Annotated in this window: 14 protein-coding genes and 3 pseudogenes; 12 read left to right on the forward strand and 5 right to left on the reverse strand. The window is 43.7% G+C overall.

Going from position 1 to position 17,748, the window contains the following annotated elements; genetic code table 11:
- The first annotated feature begins 155 nt into the window (after window positions 1-155).
- The 3 genes from WN50_RS13100 (at window position 156) to WN50_RS13110 (ending at window position 2,965) form a co-directional block, all read left to right on the forward strand.
- The gene (locus tag WN50_RS13100) at window positions 156-410 is read left to right on the forward strand and encodes a SemiSWEET transporter (RefSeq protein WP_046277320.1); all 255 of its coding nucleotides are present in this window, start codon (window positions 156-158) and stop codon (window positions 408-410) included.
- A 91-nt stretch (window positions 411-501) separates the two neighbouring features.
- Window positions 502-2,145 carry a B12-binding domain-containing radical SAM protein gene (locus tag WN50_RS13105; protein ID WP_046277321.1) on the forward strand — a complete coding sequence of 548 codons (1,644 nt, stop codon included), beginning with the start codon at window positions 502-504 and terminating at the stop codon, window positions 2,143-2,145.
- 43 nt (window positions 2,146-2,188) lie between these two features.
- The gene (locus WN50_RS13110; protein WP_046277322.1) at window positions 2,189-2,965 is read left to right on the forward strand and encodes a WecB/TagA/CpsF family glycosyltransferase; all 777 of its coding nucleotides are present in this window, start codon (window positions 2,189-2,191) and stop codon (window positions 2,963-2,965) included.
- 16 nt (window positions 2,966-2,981) lie between these two features.
- On the opposite strand, the gene WN50_RS13115 is transcribed toward WN50_RS13110, so the two are convergent.
- The 4 genes and pseudogenes from WN50_RS13115 to thyD form a co-directional block, all read right to left on the reverse strand.
- Complete coding sequence (locus WN50_RS13115) at window positions 2,982-4,484, reverse strand: sugar transferase (protein WP_046277323.1); 1,503 nt, start codon at window positions 4,482-4,484, stop codon at window positions 2,982-2,984.
- Window positions 4,485-5,139: 655 nt separating this feature from the next.
- On the reverse strand, window positions 5,140-6,088 hold a 949-nt coding region (locus tag WN50_RS13120), incomplete at its 5' end, for a DUF697 domain-containing protein (protein WP_049559400.1).
- Window position 6,089: 1 nt separating this feature from the next.
- Window positions 6,090-6,739: pseudogene (locus tag WN50_RS13125) on the reverse strand (GTPase); the annotation flags it as partial.
- Window positions 6,740-6,741: 2 nt separating this feature from the next.
- Complete coding sequence (thyD, locus tag WN50_RS13130) at window positions 6,742-7,662, reverse strand: thylakoid membrane protein ThyD (protein ID WP_046277325.1); 921 nt, start codon at window positions 7,660-7,662, stop codon at window positions 6,742-6,744.
- Between the two features lie 387 nt (window positions 7,663-8,049).
- Here thyD and WN50_RS13135 point away from each other — a divergent pair, with 387 nt between their 5' ends.
- The 9 genes and pseudogenes from WN50_RS13135 to WN50_RS13165 all read left to right on the forward strand — a co-directional run bounded on the left by WN50_RS13135 (window position 8,050) and on the right by WN50_RS13165 (window position 14,569).
- Entirely contained in the window at window positions 8,050-9,693 is a 1,644-nt protein-coding gene (locus WN50_RS13135; RefSeq protein ID WP_046277326.1) for a DUF3352 domain-containing protein, read from the forward strand.
- A gap of 143 nt (window positions 9,694-9,836) precedes the next feature.
- Window positions 9,837-10,583 (forward strand): glycosyltransferase (locus WN50_RS36195; RefSeq protein ID WP_235440948.1); only part of this gene is annotated, 747 nt, incomplete at its 3' end.
- Between the two features lies 1 nt (window position 10,584).
- Window positions 10,585-11,270 (forward strand): annotated as a pseudogene (locus WN50_RS36200) (glycosyltransferase family 4 protein); the annotation flags it as partial.
- 236 nt (window positions 11,271-11,506) lie between these two features.
- On the forward strand, window positions 11,507-11,746 hold the full coding sequence (locus WN50_RS13145; protein WP_046277328.1) for a hypothetical protein: 240 nt from the start codon (window positions 11,507-11,509) through the stop codon (window positions 11,744-11,746).
- Between the two features lie 81 nt (window positions 11,747-11,827).
- Window positions 11,828-12,250, forward strand: coding sequence for a ribosome silencing factor (gene rsfS, locus WN50_RS13150; protein WP_046277329.1), 423 nt, complete (start codon window positions 11,828-11,830; stop codon window positions 12,248-12,250).
- Between the two features lie 124 nt (window positions 12,251-12,374).
- Window positions 12,375-12,875, forward strand: coding sequence for a CGLD27 family protein (locus WN50_RS13155; protein WP_046277330.1), 501 nt, complete (start codon window positions 12,375-12,377; stop codon window positions 12,873-12,875).
- A gap of 108 nt (window positions 12,876-12,983) precedes the next feature.
- On the forward strand, window positions 12,984-13,134 hold a 151-nt coding region (locus WN50_RS36205; RefSeq protein ID WP_342586754.1), incomplete at its 3' end, for an asparaginase.
- Between the two features lies 1 nt (window position 13,135).
- A pseudogene (locus WN50_RS13160) lies at window positions 13,136-14,077 on the forward strand (asparaginase); the annotation flags it as partial.
- A gap of 9 nt (window positions 14,078-14,086) precedes the next feature.
- Window positions 14,087-14,569, forward strand: a complete 483-nt coding sequence (locus WN50_RS13165) for a GNAT family N-acetyltransferase (RefSeq protein WP_200906274.1) — start codon at window positions 14,087-14,089, stop codon at window positions 14,567-14,569.
- Between the two features lie 1,182 nt (window positions 14,570-15,751).
- On the opposite strand, the gene WN50_RS13175 is transcribed toward WN50_RS13165, so the two are convergent.
- Complete coding sequence (locus WN50_RS13175) at window positions 15,752-17,443, reverse strand: SulP family inorganic anion transporter (RefSeq protein ID WP_046277332.1); 1,692 nt, start codon at window positions 17,441-17,443, stop codon at window positions 15,752-15,754.
- Between the last annotated feature and the right edge of the window lie 305 nt (window positions 17,444-17,748).

Here is a 17,748-nt window from a genome sequence, read left to right on the forward strand (position 1 = left end):
CCATCAATTCCTACACTCGCCACACTCGCCCCACTCCCCCCACTTCCTGTTTTTTAGCGAACATTGCCATTGAGAGACCTGAGTATTTTTACTCAGTGTATAAGTTTGCTGACACGCCCTAAAATAAGAAAGGCTAAATTCAGGGTAATACTGCGATGGATTTAATTACCGCAATTGGACTGCTGGCGGGTAGTTTAACGACAATTTCTTTTTTACCGCAAGTGATTAAAACCTGGAAAACCAAATCGACTCGTGATGTTTCCCTGCAAATGTTCGTGCTTTTTTGTTCGGGTGTATTTTTGTGGATAGTCTATGGACTTCTGATTGGGAATATTCCAATTGTTGCCACCAATATTGTGACTTTTAGTTTAGCATCAATGATTCTATTTTTCAAACTAAAATATCGTTAATCCTAACATTTTAATCACGACAGTCTATCCTTGATAACCTCTGTTAATTTTCCCTGATTCATCTAAACTCGATCTAATTTTAACTTAACCTGTGAATACTTCTGTTTTCGACTCTGAACGTCTTCTGTTTACTCCGGCGACACCAGATATTAATGCCATTCCGATTATTTTTGCCTTTCCAAACCAGTATACTGTCGGAATTACCAGTTTAGGGTATCAAATTGTTTGGGCGACTTTGGCGTTGCGTTCCGATGTACAAGTTAGTCGGCTATTTACTGATATTTCTGAACCTCTACCCACCCAACCGGAATTACTCGGCTTTTCTGTATCTTGGGAACTCGATTATATCAATATTTTAGAACGATTAGAATTTCTCAATATTCCGATTCGTTCAATAAACCGAGAAGATTCTCATCCCTTAGTGTTTGGAGGGGGGCCAGTTTTAACGGCAAATCCTGAACCCTTTGCTGACTTTTTTGATCTTATTTTATTGGGAGATGGAGAAGAATTATTACCCAATTTTATCACCGCCTATCAACAGGTGAGAACAGCGAACCGTCAAACAAAATTAAAACATCTTGCTCAAGTTCCCGGCGTTTATGTTCCCAGTTTGTATCAAGTCACTTACGACAGTCCAGACGGAAAAATCACATCTATTGAACCAATCATAGCAGAAATTCCGGCAAAAGTTCACAAACAAACCTATCGCGGAAATACTTTATCTGCTTCTACAGTTGTTACCGAAAAAGCCGCCTGGGAAAATATTTTCATGGTGGAAGTGGTTCGCAGTTGTCCTGAAATGTGCCGCTTTTGTTTAGCCAGTTATCTAACATTACCGTTTAGAACCGCGAGTTTAGAAGCTTCACTCATTCCCGCTATTGAACAGGGTTTAAGCATTACGAACCGCATTGGTTTATTGGGGGCTTCTGTGACTCAACACCCAGAATTTTCAGAGTTATTAGACTATCTCAGTCAACCTCAATATGAAGATGTTAGGTTAAGTATTGCTTCAGTTAGAACGAATACTGTTACCGTTAAACTCGCAGAAACTTTAGCCAAGCGAGACACCAAAAGTTTAACCATTGCCATAGAAAGCGGAAGTGATAAGGTTCGTAAAATCATTAACAAGAAATTAGAGAATGAAGAAATCATTCAAGCCGCTATTAATGCTAAAGAAGGAGGATTAAAAGCCTTAAAACTCTATGGAATGGTGGGAATTCCCGGAGAAGAAGCCGAAGATTTAGAAGCAACGCTGGCTTTAATGAAACAACTCAAAAAAGCCGCTCCGGGTTTAAAATTAACCCTGGGTTGTAGTACCTTTGTTCCGAAATCTCACACGCCCTTTCAATGGTTTGGGGTGAACTCAGAAGCCGAAAAAAGACTCAAATTGTTAGAAAAACATCTCAGAAAAGACGGGATTGATTTTCGTCCAGAAAGTTATAAATGGTCAGTCATTCAAGCCGTGATTTCTCGAGGCGATCGCCGTGTCTCTCATCTGCTAGAATTAGTGAGAGACTATGGTGATTCTTTGGGCAGTTATCGACGAGCGTTTAAACAGTTACGCGGACAATTACCCGAACTTGACTACTATGTTTTTGAGAATTGGCATCTTGATGATATTCTCCCTTGGCATCATCTACAAGGGCCACTTCCAGAAGCCACACTGAAAAAGCATTTAGCTGAGGCAAATTCTCACTTTCAAAAAGAGTTGAATTTGACTAAAATAACAGTATAATAAAAGTAGCCTAATTCCAGGTTATCTTCGTCGGGGAATTCTGATGATTGATTTAGGGAAATATAACCTTTTAGGGGTAAAAGTCAATGCGATTGACTATGAAAGTGCTGTCAATCACGTTATGAATGCGGCTAAAAATCAGCAATCTCTGATTGTCGCCGCTCAACCCGTTCATGGTATTATGACGGCAGTTTTAGATAAAGCTTATCGTTATCGTCTGAATCGTTTTGATTTAGTTTGCCCCGATGGTCAACCTGTGAGATGGGCTTTAAATTTACTCTACAAAACAAATCTCAAAGACCGAGTTTATGGGCCTAATTTAACATTATATATCTGTGAAAAAGCCGCCCAACAAGATACAGGTATTTTTTTATATGGTTCGACTCCCAAAGTTTTAGAAAAATTAGAATCTAATCTCATCCACAAATTTCCCCATCTGAAAATTTGCGGTTCTATTTCTCCTCCCTATCGCCCTTTAACTATCGAAGAAGATGCTGCTTTTATCCAACAAATTCAAACTTCTGAAGCCCGAATTGTCTTTGTGGGTTTAGGTTGTCCTCGTCAAGAAACTTGGGCATTTGAACATCGAGATTTGTTAAATTGTCCGATTCTTTGTGTAGGGGCGGCGTTTGATTTTCATGCAGGAAATATTCCTCAAGCCCCCGCTTGGATGCAACGAGGGGGCTTAGAATGGGCGTTTCGACTGTGGCAAGAACCCAAACGGCTTTGGAAACGATATGTTTTCCTGAACCCGCTTTATTTAATTCTATTATTTCTGCAATTTATTCGGGTACTTCCGGTTGAAAAGTGGTCAAAGTAATTAACTTTAGATGTAATTAATAAGCCCCTTTGCGTTTTAATACCACTTGAACTGTTTTCCACAAAATCTGAAAATCTAGCAACAGCGACCAGTTATTAATATACATCACATCAAGCCGAAAAGCATTCTCAAAATCAATAATATCTGAACGTCCAGAAACTTGCCACAACCCTGTAATTCCGGGTAAAACATTTTGTCGAGCAAAGTGATGAGGTGCAAATCCTTCTACATCTCGCAGAGGCAATGGACGCGGCCCTACTAAACTCATTTGACCAATCAAAACATTAATCAGTTGGGGGAGTTCATCTAAACTATATTGACGCAAAACCTTACCGACTTTTGTAATACGAGGGTCATCTTTCATTTTAAAGAGAACACCGCCTTTAATTTCATTTTTCGCTTCCAATTCTTTCATCAATTGTTCAGCGTTAATCACCATTGTTCTAAATTTCCACACCTTAAAATGACGCCCTCGCAAACCTAAACGAGTTTGTTTGTAGAAAATCTGCCCCGGTGAGTCCAGTTTAATCAAAGCTGCAATTAACAACAAAATCGGACTAGCAAAAATCACAATTAATACCGCAACCGTTAAATCAAATCCCCGTTTCACCCAGAAGTCTGTACCGACAATGGCGGGTGTTGTAAACTGAATGGTTGGCATTCGACCAATCATTTCAATTTGAGGGGATTGATAGGGAAGTTCTAAGCCCACAGGTAACACTCGTAAGTTAATTCCGGCGGTTTTTAAACTCCAGTAAAAGGACATAGAATTGGGGATAGACTGCCAAGAACAAACAAAGACTTCACCAACTTGTTGGTGTTGAATCTCTTGAAGAATAGACGGCCATTTCTTTTGTGCTTCAATCGTGGATAAATCAATTTGACCTGTGATTTTAAATTCTCGATTACTAATCAGTTTGAGTGCAATTTTTGCCGCCAAAGTATCTCTGGGTGTTCCGATGAGAAAAATCTTCCGGGTGAGTATTCCTTTGCTGCGAACTTTTATTACTGCTAACTCAAGCACAAACCGACCGAATAACACAAAAACAACGCTAAAAAACCAAGCCAGTAAGAAAAGAGATCGAGAAAGAAATATACCCGGTTTATAAAGAAAAGCTAGTACAATGAAAATAATTTGCGCTAAAGTCAAACAACTGACTAAACGCAAAAAGCGACGACGAGTATCACGGCGACTATAAAGCCCTGCTGAGGCGATAATACTAATTGTCATCGCTAAAATGAGCAGCAGATAACCCGGTTTTTCAGGAGAGGAACCAATCAGATCAAAAGATTCTACACTCTGAAAATGTTTGTTACTAATAACAACCCATTTAGCAGTCAACCATCCCAGTGAAATAAAAGTGGCATCAAAGAGTAGAAGAATCAGATTTCGGACGAAGGCAACGGCTGATCCTTTGTCAAGATGAACTAAAATACTGGGAGCGCGTTGATCGTTAAATTGAGTGTTGTCAACTTTAGGATCATTTTTCTTTTCAGGGTTCGGCACATTTTTTAGCATGGTTTTGTCACTCTGGTTGAAAATTCATACAATTCCAATAAAGTTGATCTCAAAATGAGAAATTTACTTTTCTCGTTCCGCAAATAACAATTGAGAAAACAGATAATAGATCTACTCGTTGAAAATGCAACCCTGATGAAATTAACGAACCAAGAGAATCAATAGATCAGAATTGGAGTTTAGATAAACTCTAGCAAGCTCTAGTCGAGTTCAACTGTCAAATCAATAACTAAAGCATTGTTTTCAAGAAAAAATAGAAAAGATTTCAGGTCATCTCTGTACTGAACATTGACTCCGATCTCTAATATTTAGACTTGAGATTGTTTCCGGTAATCTTGTGAAGCTCATAGAGAGTTGAAATCGTGAAAATCTGTTGATATCTGTCTCGAATTCAGTGATCAACAATGGAACATCATCTCTATTTGTGCAGTAGAATTATCCATCCTTTGCTGTTCAGGGCAGGAACCATCAAAGTCTCCTCAAGACTAGAGCCAGTATCTCCCTAACTGGGGATGGGGGTTTTCCCACAATTCCCAAATCTGATCGCAAATCTATCATACCAAATCCGGGTGAATTTCCCACTCTTTCTAAGATTATTTAACACAGCTTTAACGATGAACAATTGCCCATCTTTATTGTCAAAATATAAATAAGTTTAATTTTTTGTTAACTCTTGTCGCAATCGGTAAACAATTGTATCGCGGTCAACTTGGTTAATAATCTCTTGAATCACCGTATCAATACCCGATTCTCCCCAAGTACAGCCTTGTTCGAGATAAACCTGAGCCGCTCGACCCACCGTATAAGTTCCATAGGCGGAAATTGAAGCTTGAGTGAAAGCAACACCCGCATAAGTCGAAATATCCGTCGCTAATCCCGCCGCACTTTTACCGAATCCTAATATTGCACCGCTTCCCCATTCCGCCAGAATCATTCCCCCCGCACTTAATAGAATTTTTTGTAATAGCTTACTGGCTTGATAATTGGTAATGGGTAAACCATATAAACGAGCCAAAGACCGAATTAAAATCAGATCACTGATCGCCGTCGCCAACACATCAATAACTGCAATCGGATTAATCGCGATCGCGATCGCTTTATACTTCGTAAACTGCCAAATTAACGCTTCCGCTTCCGTTTGTTGAAGTTGAATTGTTTGATGAGCAATCTGTTTTTCCGCCTCTCGCGCCTGAACCAAGGCATTTAACGCCAAAAGCGATCGCCCTTCTTGATAGAGAATATTAATAATCGTTTGTTTCAACTCATCAATTTGAGGGGGAGGAGTCTCCCATTCCTCAGTCACCCGACCATCAGGCCATTCCACCCGAACTTGAACCGCAGCAGGAACCGCCGCCACTCGCACCACCTCCACTAGAGAACTATCAGCAGGTTGAAATTCTCCCTGGGAGTTCAATTCCCAATCCGAAAACTCCAGATTCAGCGCATCAGTAGTCGTCAACCGTTGTAAATTCTGGTAAATAGCCTGCTGTTCTGCGTCCGTGTACAGGTCAATCTTATTAAAAACAACAATCAGAGGTTTTTGAGCCTTTCGCAACTCACAGAGCGCTTCATACTCCGTGCGAGTCAGATCACCCGATACCACANGAGTTCAATTCCCAATCCGAAAACTCCAGATTCAGCGCATCAGTAGTCGTCAACCGTTGTAAATTCTGGTAAATAGCCTGCTGTTCTGCGTCCGTGTACAGGTCAATCTTATTAAAAACAACAATCAGAGGTTTTTGAGCCTTTCGCAACTCACAGAGCGCTTCATACTCCGTGCGAGTCAGATCACCCGATACCACAAACAAAATCAAGTCCGCCTGACGAGTCACCTCACGCGCCATTTCACCCCGAACCTGACCCCCCACCTCATCGAGTCCTGGCGTATCAATTAATTCCACCGCAATGCTGTCTCGTTGATCATCATAGCGAGAAGGAACCGTCCACCGGACTGATCGCGGCCATTGCGTCACCCCGTTCAGTGGGCCTGTTTGTAGAACAGTCTCCCCCAAAAGCGCATTCAAAACCGCAGACTTTCCCCGACTCACCAAGCCAAAAACCGCAATTCGCACTAAACCGCCATCCAGTTTCTCTAAACTCCCAGCCAAAACATCCAACTGAGTTTTCAGAGTCGCTTGCAATTGAGGGGGGTTTTGTCGTTGGCGTCGTTTGTGAGAATAGCGAATCATCGCCTGTCGTAAACTGCTACGAGCGCGGTTGAGATCCCAGGAGTCGAGGGAGTCAGAGGAAGTCATAATTATTTAACAATATCTTCTAGGGCAGGTTTAACGGTGGGATATTGATAGTCAAAATGGTAAGAGAGCGTTCGCTTGGGGATAACTTGTTGACCTTCAAGAACCAACTGCGCCGAATCCCCTAACAGCGCTTCTAAGGCAAAATCCGGTACAGGGAGCCAAGAGGGGCGGTGTAGAACCTCTCCCAAACTGTGACAGAGTTGTTCCATGCGAACCGGGTTAGGAGCGGTACCATTAACCACACCTTCAACTTCAGAGTGAGTCAGAGCAAAAATGATCAAATTCACTAAATCATCCCGATGAATCCAAGAAAACCACTGTTTCCCCGATCCGATTGGGCCTCCAGCAAACAGTTTAAACGGGGTTAGCATTTTAGCCAATGCGCCGCCCATCCCCAAAACAATCCCGGTACGGACAATCACCAGCCGAGTTCCGGCTTCTGTGACCTTTTGGGCGGCTGATTCCCAAGCTTTACACACCTGCGCGAGAAAATCATCTCCTGGCGGACTCATTTCATCAAACTTTGCTGTTTCGCTGGTTCCGTAATAGCCAATCGCGGAAGCATTCACCAAAACAGAGGGTTTAGAATCGGCTTGTAAAATCGCTTCGACGAGTTTTTCGGTACCTTGGGCGCGACTATTGATAATTTCCTGTTTGCGTTGGGCAGTCCAGCGCCCCTCGGCGATCGAAGCGCCCGCTAAATTAACCACACCCTGACAATTTGCGATCGCCTGTTGCCAAGATCCTGATTCTGTGGGAGTATAACCGACAACTTCTAAGCGGGGATAGGCAGAAGCCGGAAAAATCCGCCTTCCGCGTTCCGGGTTGCGGGTCAGCACTAGCACCTGATGTCCCTCTTGATGCAGTCGCTCGACGAGGCGAGTTCCTACAAATCCTGTTGCTCCAGTAATTGCTACTTTCATCAAATTTTAACTGCTGAGTGAGCGGGTTCAGACTTGATCGGTGATCAACTCCAAACTCGTTTTTGATTATACCGAGCCGCAAGACGACTCTATCCTCTGTTGTCAATTCCTCCCAACTCAGACACAATTAAAACATTGGCTCTCAAGAGCGTTATACCCTGATCAGTGACCAGTGAACAGCGCTAACCTTGCGACGGGGGCGCAATAGTCGTGATCCGAAGTTTGCAAGAGAGTGAGGCGGGTTCAGCAACAGATGTATGTCTTGCCACAAAAAACTGATATAAACCCGCCCTCAGTGATAGTGACCCGTTTTTTTAGGGGTTAGGGTTTAACACACCATTCCCCATTCTCCAACACCTGACTTCTGAACTCGGTGAACTCGAAAAAATGCCACTTAAGAAACTTAACTTATTAGCTGGAGCGGCTGCTATCGTCTCTATAGGTGCTTTGACGAGTCTGCTTTATCTCAAAAGCATGGGAGTTCGAGCTTATAGTTTAGCCGAAAGTGCCAAACTCGTCCCCGATGAAGCAATGATGGCAACCTTTATCTCACCGACCCCCGAGGCGATCGCTCACCTGAAACAGTTCGGCACACCAGAAACCCGAACCTGGATCACTCAAAGTTTAACCACCTTCAAACAACAAAGTCTAGCAGGGACAAGCCTCAATTTTGAGCGAGATCTCCAGCCTTGGATGGGGGGAGTCATGGTTGCCCTTCTACCCGCCCAAGAGGGACAGGAAATAGAAGATTTTAATCTTCTGATGGTTGTGGGTATCAAGAACCCGATTAAAGCTTGGCATTTTTCCCGCAAGTTTAACGCCACCACCAACATTAAACGTCAACAACGAGAGTATAGAGGCGTCGAGATTATTGAATATACCGAGCCAGGAGGTAAGCGTTACAATGTTGCTTTACTCAACTCTCATCTGGTGGTTGCGGCTGACCCTACAGCGATCGAACGAGCCATAGAGACTACAAAAGGTGAGCCAGCCCTTGCTAGTTTAACCGGAACAGAGCAGACGTTTTTAAACAGTGTTGATGTTCCTTATCCGATTGCTACCCTTTATATTGCAGAATATTCCACGTTAATTGAGCAGATCACCCGGGATTTTTCTAGTTCTTCCCCGCTATCGATGCAGGTTTTATCCCAACTCAAGCCCATTGAGTCTGTTGTTCTCGGTATTGGGGTTGATCAAGACGGAATTCGTCTGAAAGCTACAACTCAACTCAATGATCGCGCCCTTCAGCCCTCTGATCAACCTCAGCTTGACTCCCTGGTGACTCGATTTCCGGCTGATACCATCGGATTGATTCAAACTCAAGGTATTCAGCAAGTTTGGTCAGAAATTGTTACCTTAGCCGAGGAAAATAGGGATCTCAATCGATGGGTTATACAAATCAGACGGGGACTCAATGCCATTAATTTAGATGCAGATCAAGATGTTTTTGGCTGGATGGATGGTGAATTTGCTTTGGGTTTGATCGCTTCAGAAGAAGGGGTGCTAGCCGCTTTGGGGTTGGGTGGCGTTTTGTTACTCGAAACCAGCGATCGCCCCGCCGCCGAGAAAATGCTGACTCAACTCGATACCGTTGTCGCTCGAAGCAATCCTCCGGTGAATGTTGAACAACGAGCGATCGGGGAAATCCAAGTCACGGAATGGAAAGATCCTCGACAAGGGACTTTGTTTGGACATGGTTGGCTGCGATCCAATTTGGTGTTTATTGCCTTTGGAGGGCCTGTTGTTGAAGCGATCGCCAGCGAACCTCAAAAACCCCTTCCGACTAATCCTCGCTTTCAGACTGTGACTCAATCCTTACCCCAGCCCAACCATAGTTATGTCTATCTTGATATCGAAAAGCTAGTCACTTGGGCGACAGGTTATCTGATCGCCGCCCCCGCTATAGCCGTTCAACCCAATGCAATCGCCGTGTTAAATTCAGTTCAGGGGTTGGGTATCAGTGCAACTCGTCTGGATCAAGAAACGGCTAGAGTAGAAATGATTTTAACCCTTAAACCCAAAAGAAACTGATCTTTGACTCACTAATGCTCGGATGTTCGTCTCAACGAGGTTGAGCAATCTGAGTCAAAATAAAGGTTTGAGGATAATCTTGAAAAAGCTAGTTTTGATTAAACTAGACTTCGATGATCTACCTTGAAGAATTGAAGAAGACCATGCGTATTTTGATCTACTCCTATAACTACCATCCGGAGCCGATTGGCATTGCCCCTTTAATGACTGAGTTAGCTGAGGGTTTAGTTGCAAAAGGTCACGAAGTTCGGGTTGTGACCGGAATGCCCAACTACCCCCAACGTCGCATTTATGATGAATATCGGGGAAAATCTTATGTTACGGAACAGAAAAATGGGGTGACAATTCAACGCAGTTATATTTTTGTGCGAGGCCCAGAACCGGGTGTGCTTGATCGCATTTTACTGGATGGGAGTTTTATTTTTACCAGTTTATTTCAAGCGATTAATGGTTGGCGACCGGATGTAATTTTTGCCACTGAACCTCCTTTATTGGTTTGTGTTCCTGTGGCTCTTTATGCTTGGGTTAATCGCTGTCCTTTTGTGTTAAATATTCAAGATATCGTCTCAGAAGCGGCTGTGCGGGTTAATCTGCTCAAAAAAGGTGGGCCTCTGGTTGGAATTGCTGAAAAGTTAGAAAAATTTGCCTATTGGCGAGCAGACCAACTGAGTGTCATTGCTACCGGATTTATTGATTCGTTAGAACGACAAGGGGTTCACCCTCAGAAAATTACCTATATTCCCAATTGGGTTGATACGAATTTTATTCGACCTTTACCGAAAGAAAATAACCCGTTCCGACAAGCTCACCAGCTTCAAGATAAATTTGTTGTGTTGTATTCGGGTAATATTGCCCTAACTCAAGGTTTAGAAACAGTAATTCAAGCGGCGNATTGGGTTGATACGAATTTTATTCGACCTTTACCGAAAGAAAATAACCCGTTCCGACAAGCTCACCAGCTTCAAGATAAATTTGTTGTGTTGTATTCGGGTAATATTGCCCTAACTCAAGGTTTAGAAACAGTAATTCAAGCGGCGGCACAGTTACAATATATTCCTGAAATTGTCTTTGTAATTGTCGGTGAAGCCAGTGCTTTGGTTCATTTACAGGATTATTGTGAGACTTATAATGCTCATAATGTTCGGTTGCTGCCGTTTGAACCTCGGGAAAAATTGCCGGAGATGCTATCGGCTGCTGATGTGGGATTAGTGGTTCAAAAAAGTCAAGTAACGGTTTTTAATCTGCCTTCAAAAATACCTGTTATATTGGCGAGTGGATGTGCGATTGTTGCTTCAGTTCCTGATAGCGGAACGGCGAAAGAAGCGGTTAAAAATAGTGGGGCGGGTCTAGTGGTTCCTCCTGAAGATGCAGAGGCACTAGCAGCGAGTTTATTAGAACTGTATCACGACCCCGAGAGAGTTAAATTCTTAGGTCAACAAGGTCGTCAATATGCCGAGGAATTCTTCTCTTTTGAGCAAGCTTTGAAACAGTATGAAGCCTTATTCTCTCAGGTTATTTCTGCGGGAAAACTACAACGATACAATGAGTCCAAAAGTAACAATTTAAACCAAAATTGAGAAGCCAGAATTGCTAAAATTTAACGATTATTATGACCTCAACAGAATCTCAGCCGATGACTTATCCCTTGCTCGATCTTCACTTGCGAGAACNCTTTTGAGCAAGCTTTGAAACAGTATGAAGCCTTATTCTCTCAGGTTATTTCTGCGGGAAAACTACAACGATACAATGAGTCCAAAAGTAACAATTTAAACCAAAATTGAGAAGCCAGAATTGCTAAAATTTAACGATTATTATGACCTCAACAGAATCTCAGCCGATGACTTATCCCTTGCTCGATCTTCACTTGCGAGAACAAGTGTTAAACTGGTTGTCTGATCAGGTGCCACGCTCTCGGATCGAACATATTCTCAGGGTTGAACAAATGGCAATTGATTTAGCGATTCAGCATCAGCTTAATGTGGCGATCGCTCAAATTGCAGGTTTAATGGCATCAAACATTAAGTTTCAGATCAACCCTCACCCCGAACTCTAAAATCGACTGCTACAATATCTAAACAAACACTCAGATTCTGTCTGGGAGGCTATCTAGTTGCACAAAAGCTGAAAGAACTTAATGCTAAATCACGCCAAAGCAGAATACTATACTCGGCAAACGACTGCCCCTGATCTAGAGATAGACGACGAACGGACTCTAGAAACAGTCCGACTGGTCGCTCTAGCAGCCGAAGACCGGAAAGCCGAAGAGATTACCGTGCTGAAGGTTTCAGAAATTTCCTACCTTGCAGACTACTTCGTGATCGTCACCGGCTTTTCTACTGTTCAAGTTCGAGCAATTTATCAAGCGATCGCCAAGCAGGTTGAACAGGACACTCAACGAGTTCCTCTCAGTATTGAAGGACAACGAGAAGGAACATGGATCTTGATTGATTATGGAGATGTTATTGTCCATATCATGCTCCCCGAAGAGCGAGAGTTCTACAGTTTAGAAGCCTTCTGGGGTCATGCTGAACGGATCGATGTGTTGACGCTCCTGTAAATTTAACGATTAGGCAAACTGAGAAGGAGTATGAAAAACTTCCAATTTTGATCAACGGTTACAGTCGGCTCCGTCGTTCTACGATGAAGTGATCTGTGACTCCCCAATTCAAAAAAAAGTAGTTATGAGAGATGTGTCTATTTCAGTTTGCCCAGTTCCCCCAGAACAGCGCCCTGTCAATGAATATCAAGAATTGCAAGAGTCTTGGTTTTTTAGCTGGGTCACTCTTGAATGGCATCAATATCTGAGAAAATTGGCTTGGGTCTGGGGCTGGAGTTGGTTAATATTCGGGCCAGTGGCCGCCGCGAGTTTCCCCCCTCAAAAGGCAATGGTGCAGTTTCTAGTCAGTGGGGGAGCCGGAGCGACTTTGATGTTAACCTTGGTGGTGACTCGATTATATTTAGGTTGGTCTTACGTGCGATCGCGGCTTACGAGTACAAGTATTTGTTATGAAGAGTCAGGCTGGTATGATGGACAAACTTGGCAGAAAACTCCTGAATTTCAGGCTCAAGATCTGCTGATTTTATCCTATCAAGTGCAACCTCTACTCAAACGACTACGACGTACTTTTTATGGTTTAGCCTTGTTCGTCGCGGTAGATGGATTAATTTGGTTGTGTTTGTAATTGCAGTCAAATCAGCCATAAACTATCTGTGGCCAACAATTAAACCCCTGAGCGAGTCGTCTGATCCCGGCAATGTATACTAATACTTCATTCAAAACTCACACTGTCATGACAAGGGCAAAACGAACACAGTCGGCGGAACTAGAAGTTAGACTCTTACGGGAAGGAATCTGTGAGTCTATCCATCGCATTCAAGCCACAGTTTGCGATACTCGCGGGCGAGTGCTATCGGTAGCCGGAAGTGCAGAGACAGGAACGTNAAACGAACACAGTCGGCGGAACTAGAAGTTAGACTCTTACGGGAAGGAATCTGTGAGTCTATCCATCGCATTCAAGCCACAGTTTGCGATACTCGCGGGCGAGTGCTATCGGTAGCCGGAAGTGCAGAGACAGGAACGTTTGTGCGTTCAGCCCTCAAGCCGTTCCAAGCTTTAGCCGTGACTAACACGGGTACACTCGAACGCTATGATTTAACGGATGTCGATCTGGCGATTATTTGTAGTTCTCATCAAGGGACCATCGGACAAGCCCGACGAGCTTTTAATATTCTCTGGCATTGTGATGTTGATCCGGTTTATCTTCAATGTCCGACTCCCAAAGACAAACGGAGTCCTCTACAACATGGATGTTCGGGTAAACACGCGGGAATGTTGGCAGTCTGTCGTCAACGCCATTGGCCTTTAGAAACCTATTTACAGCCTAAACATCCGGTACAACAACTGATTCTCGGTAAAGTGGCTGAGATGCTAAAAATGCCACCCGATGAAATCATAGTAGCGAAAGATGACTGCGGCGCACCGACTTATTATCTGGAATTGGGTCAAATTGCGACTTTGTATGCTCAGTTGGCATCTGGGGATAATCTGGATATGGAACGGATTGTCCGCTCGATGACACATCACCCTGAAATGGTGGCTGGAGAAGGGCATTTAGATACGGAATTGATGCGGATGACTCAAGGTGAACTGGTGAGTAAATCCGGTGCTGAAGGGGTTCAGTGTATTGGTCGCATTGGCGAGGGGATGGGTTTAGCGATTAAGGTCATTGATGGGGCGAAACGCGCTAAATATGCGGTGGCGATTCAGTTATTAAAGCAGATGGGCTGGATTACGCCAACTCAGTCTGAAGCGTTATCTGAACAATTTCTAACCCTTGATGAATATAGACGCTTAGAAGTGGTGGGAGAATTGTCGATCGTTTAGTGTTTGGGTATGGAAAAGGACATTAATATTCGGAATATTCGACCGAATGATTACCAACCGATTATTAGCGTCCTGAATGAATGGTGGGGAGGACGACCAATGAGTGGGATGCTTCCGAAACTCTTTTTTGTTCACTTTTGTCAAACGAGTTTGATTGCAGAAATTGATCAGGAAATCGTCGGATTTTTGAGCGGGTTTTTGTCTCAAACTTATTCAGAAGAAGCTTATATTCATTTTGTGGGAGTTCATCCAGAGTTCAGAAAAAAAGGAATAGGACGTGGATTATATGAGCAGTTTTTTCAAACGGTTCAAACATTCAGTTGTACACGAGTAAAATGTGTAACTTCTCCTTTTAATAAAAGTTCAATTGCCTATCATTTATCAATGGGATTTGAAGCAGAACCCAGTGAAATAGAAGACAATGGTATCTTCTATCATCGAGAATATGATGGTATTGGAGAAGATCGTGTGTTATTTGTCAAGCATCTATGAGTACATGAAAAGTATAGCAGTTCGCGCTGGTATATTTACAAATCTACGGCACGAAGAATAGCCAAAAGCCTGACTATACCGAACTTTTTCCCCCTCTTGCCNTTGCCTTTTGCCTCTTGCCTCTTGCCTAGCGCGAAGCGCTATATCTGTGTTTATTGTGGTTCAAATATTGGCGATCGCAACGACTCGAGGATGTTGATGAATATTAAAAGCTTCACCCTGCAAACTTTGCTGCTGACTGTGACTGAAAGGTTGTAGCATCACGTGATATATGTCCCCAACAGTGATGCAGTGTGGTGATCGCTTAATCAGGTTTCTCGCCAGTCGGACTAATATTTCCCTTGGATGAGATCCCTGATGAATGGATCATACTTGAGGACAAAATCGGTATAATTTCACCGTTGAGCTTGGCAAAATATAGCTCTACATCAATGTCTGGATAGCGGTTAAGAATAGACAAATACGCCCGATTCAAGTAATCTACATGAACTTGCTTCTCTCGTTGCGGATCTGAACTTAACTCCGGGTCAAATTTACTGGCATAGGCGCCACAGTCCTGATGGTCGAGAATAATCACTTTTTTGATGTGATGGAGTCGATAAGATAAATCTAATTGATCCCAANAAGTAATCTACATGAACTTGCTTCTCTCGTTGCGGATCTGAACTTAACTCCGGGTCAAATTTACTGGCATAGGCGCCACAGTCCTGATGGTCGAGAATAATCACTTTTTTGATGTGATGGAGTCGATAAGATAAATCTAATTGATCCCAAAAAGCAACTGTATCAGCATTGTGGGGAAATCCAGCTAAAGCTAGAGAGGCTCCGGCTAACGCTGTCCAATCATACTGATTCCCTAATTTTTGCATTGCTAAAAAGTCAAACTCCAATGCTAGAAAACGAAAGTCAATACAACTCAGAACAAAGGCTTGCGCTTGATGTTTTTCGGCCAAGGCAGGTGAAGCTAATTGCCAGAAAGGTAACGCAATAGCTGCTGGTAGGAGAGATTTCAAAAAATGACGGCGATTAACTAATGTAGGAGTATGACAGCAAAGACAGGGATTCCTCTTTGGTCTGTTGATCAGATGGTTCATGTTTCACCGAATGGATATTATGTTATGGGGTGATTGTGTTTAGGCGGTTTGATCGCGGATGTGTTTTCCCCATAACTTCAAATTAATTTTAGTCTTCTTTTAAAGTAACCAACTCTCTGGGTTCTGGCTTTATAGCTACAGGTTTAGAGGATTCTTCAATTTCAGGAGTTAGGGTATAAATTGCCTCAGTTGTCGTTTCAAAACAATTTGACAAGCCAATTTTTGCCAAGATTCCTGATCGCTCTAGGAGTTGTTGAACTTCGGGCTGCAAACCTGTAAGAATTAAGCGACAATCGTGGCGTTTTAGGTCGTGGTAAATATCTTCGAGCGCCACTAACCCAGTGGTATCCATATTGGGAACAAATCGCAGCCGCAAAATCAGATACTTGACTTCGGGTTCATCCCGCAGGAAGGTCACAAACCGTTCGGCAGCACCAAAAAATACAGGCCCATCTACCCGATAAACAGCTATTTGCTTGCTTAACTCCAGGGGAACGCCCGGAGGAAAGACTTCGGTTTCTGGTATTTTGACCAGGCTCAAATCACTCATCCGCTTGATGAACAAAGCACCTGCTGCAATTAATCCAACTTCTACAGCGAGAACTAAGTCAAAACAAATGGTAACTAGCCAGGTAAGAATCATCACAGCAAAGTCGGAGTAGGTCGCACGCATCAGCAAGCCGATCGCTTCCCACTCAATCATCCGCAGGCTAACGACCATGAGAATGCCAGCCAATGCCGCTAGGGGAATTTGTGCCGCTAGGGGAGCTAAAGCCAGGACGATGATCGCTAAGGCAACCCCATGAGTCACGCCAGAAAGTCGGGTTTTGCCTCCAGCACGAACATTAACGGCAGTACGAGCGATCGCGCCCGTCGCCGGAATTCCCCCAAAAAACGGCACGACGATATTCGCCAACCCTTGACCGATCAGTTCCCTGTCACTATTGTGTTTCTCGCTGACGGTCATGCCATCCGCTACCACTGCCGACAGCAACGACTCAATACTCCCCAGTGCTGCCAGTGCCAATGCGGGATTAATCAATTCTCGCAGCAGAGTGAAATCATTCCAGTGGGGAATGCCTTGCGCCATGGGTAACGATTGGGGAATCGAGCCGATAGTGGGGACGTGGAGGTGAAAAAAGGACGCGACAGCCGTTGCTAGGACTAACCCCACTAAAGAACCCGGTATAGTAGTATTAATCCGAGGCCAAAGCAGTTTTGTGACAATCACAACCATCGCCAACCCGACCGAGACCCAATTTGCACCCTCTATATGGGTTGCACTGTCCCACAATCCAGGGAGAAAATGTTCGCTACGGGGCAGTTGCAAGCCAAAGAAATTATTGAGCTGGCCGCAAAAAATAATCACGGCGATACCATTGGTAAACCCTGCCGTCACCGGATAGGGAATAAACTTCACCAGCCGTCCGAGTTTGGCAATCCCCAAAGCAACCTGGATAATTCCGGCCATGACCCCAGCAATCCAAACCTTTTCGATGCCGTACTTGGCGACAATTCCCACTAGGACGACTGCCATTGCCCCGGTAGGCCCTGTGATCTGAACGGGTGAACCCCCAAAGATTGCCGCCACAATCCCCGCCACAATCGCGGTGTAGAGTCCGGCTTTTGGCTCCACCCCACTCGCCACTGCAAAAGCCAGTGCCAAAGGCAGTGCCACCACTGCTGCCGTGAGTCCACCCGTCAAATCGCCACGCCAGTTACTCCATAAGCGATTCAAGCGAAAATGTTGAACTGTATCAGTATTTGCTTTAGTCCACATATCCAATCAATTTCCGACTCTTAATTTGTGAATTGATGTAGGAACTCGTTCTCATTCGAGTTGTTCCAGGGTTGTGCGAACATTAACCAGGTGGTTGTTAAAAACTTCTAAGGAGGCATCCAGCACNGTATTTGCTTTAGTCCACATATCCAATCAATTTCCGACTCTTAATTTGTGAATTGATGTAGGAACTCGTTCTCATTCGAGTTGTTCCAGGGTTGTGCGAACATTAACCAGGTGGTTGTTAAAAACTTCTAAGGAGGCATCCAGCACCTTGAAAATCGCCGTATCACTCACAAAATAAT

The sequence above is a fragment of the Limnoraphis robusta CS-951 genome (assembly GCF_000972705.2).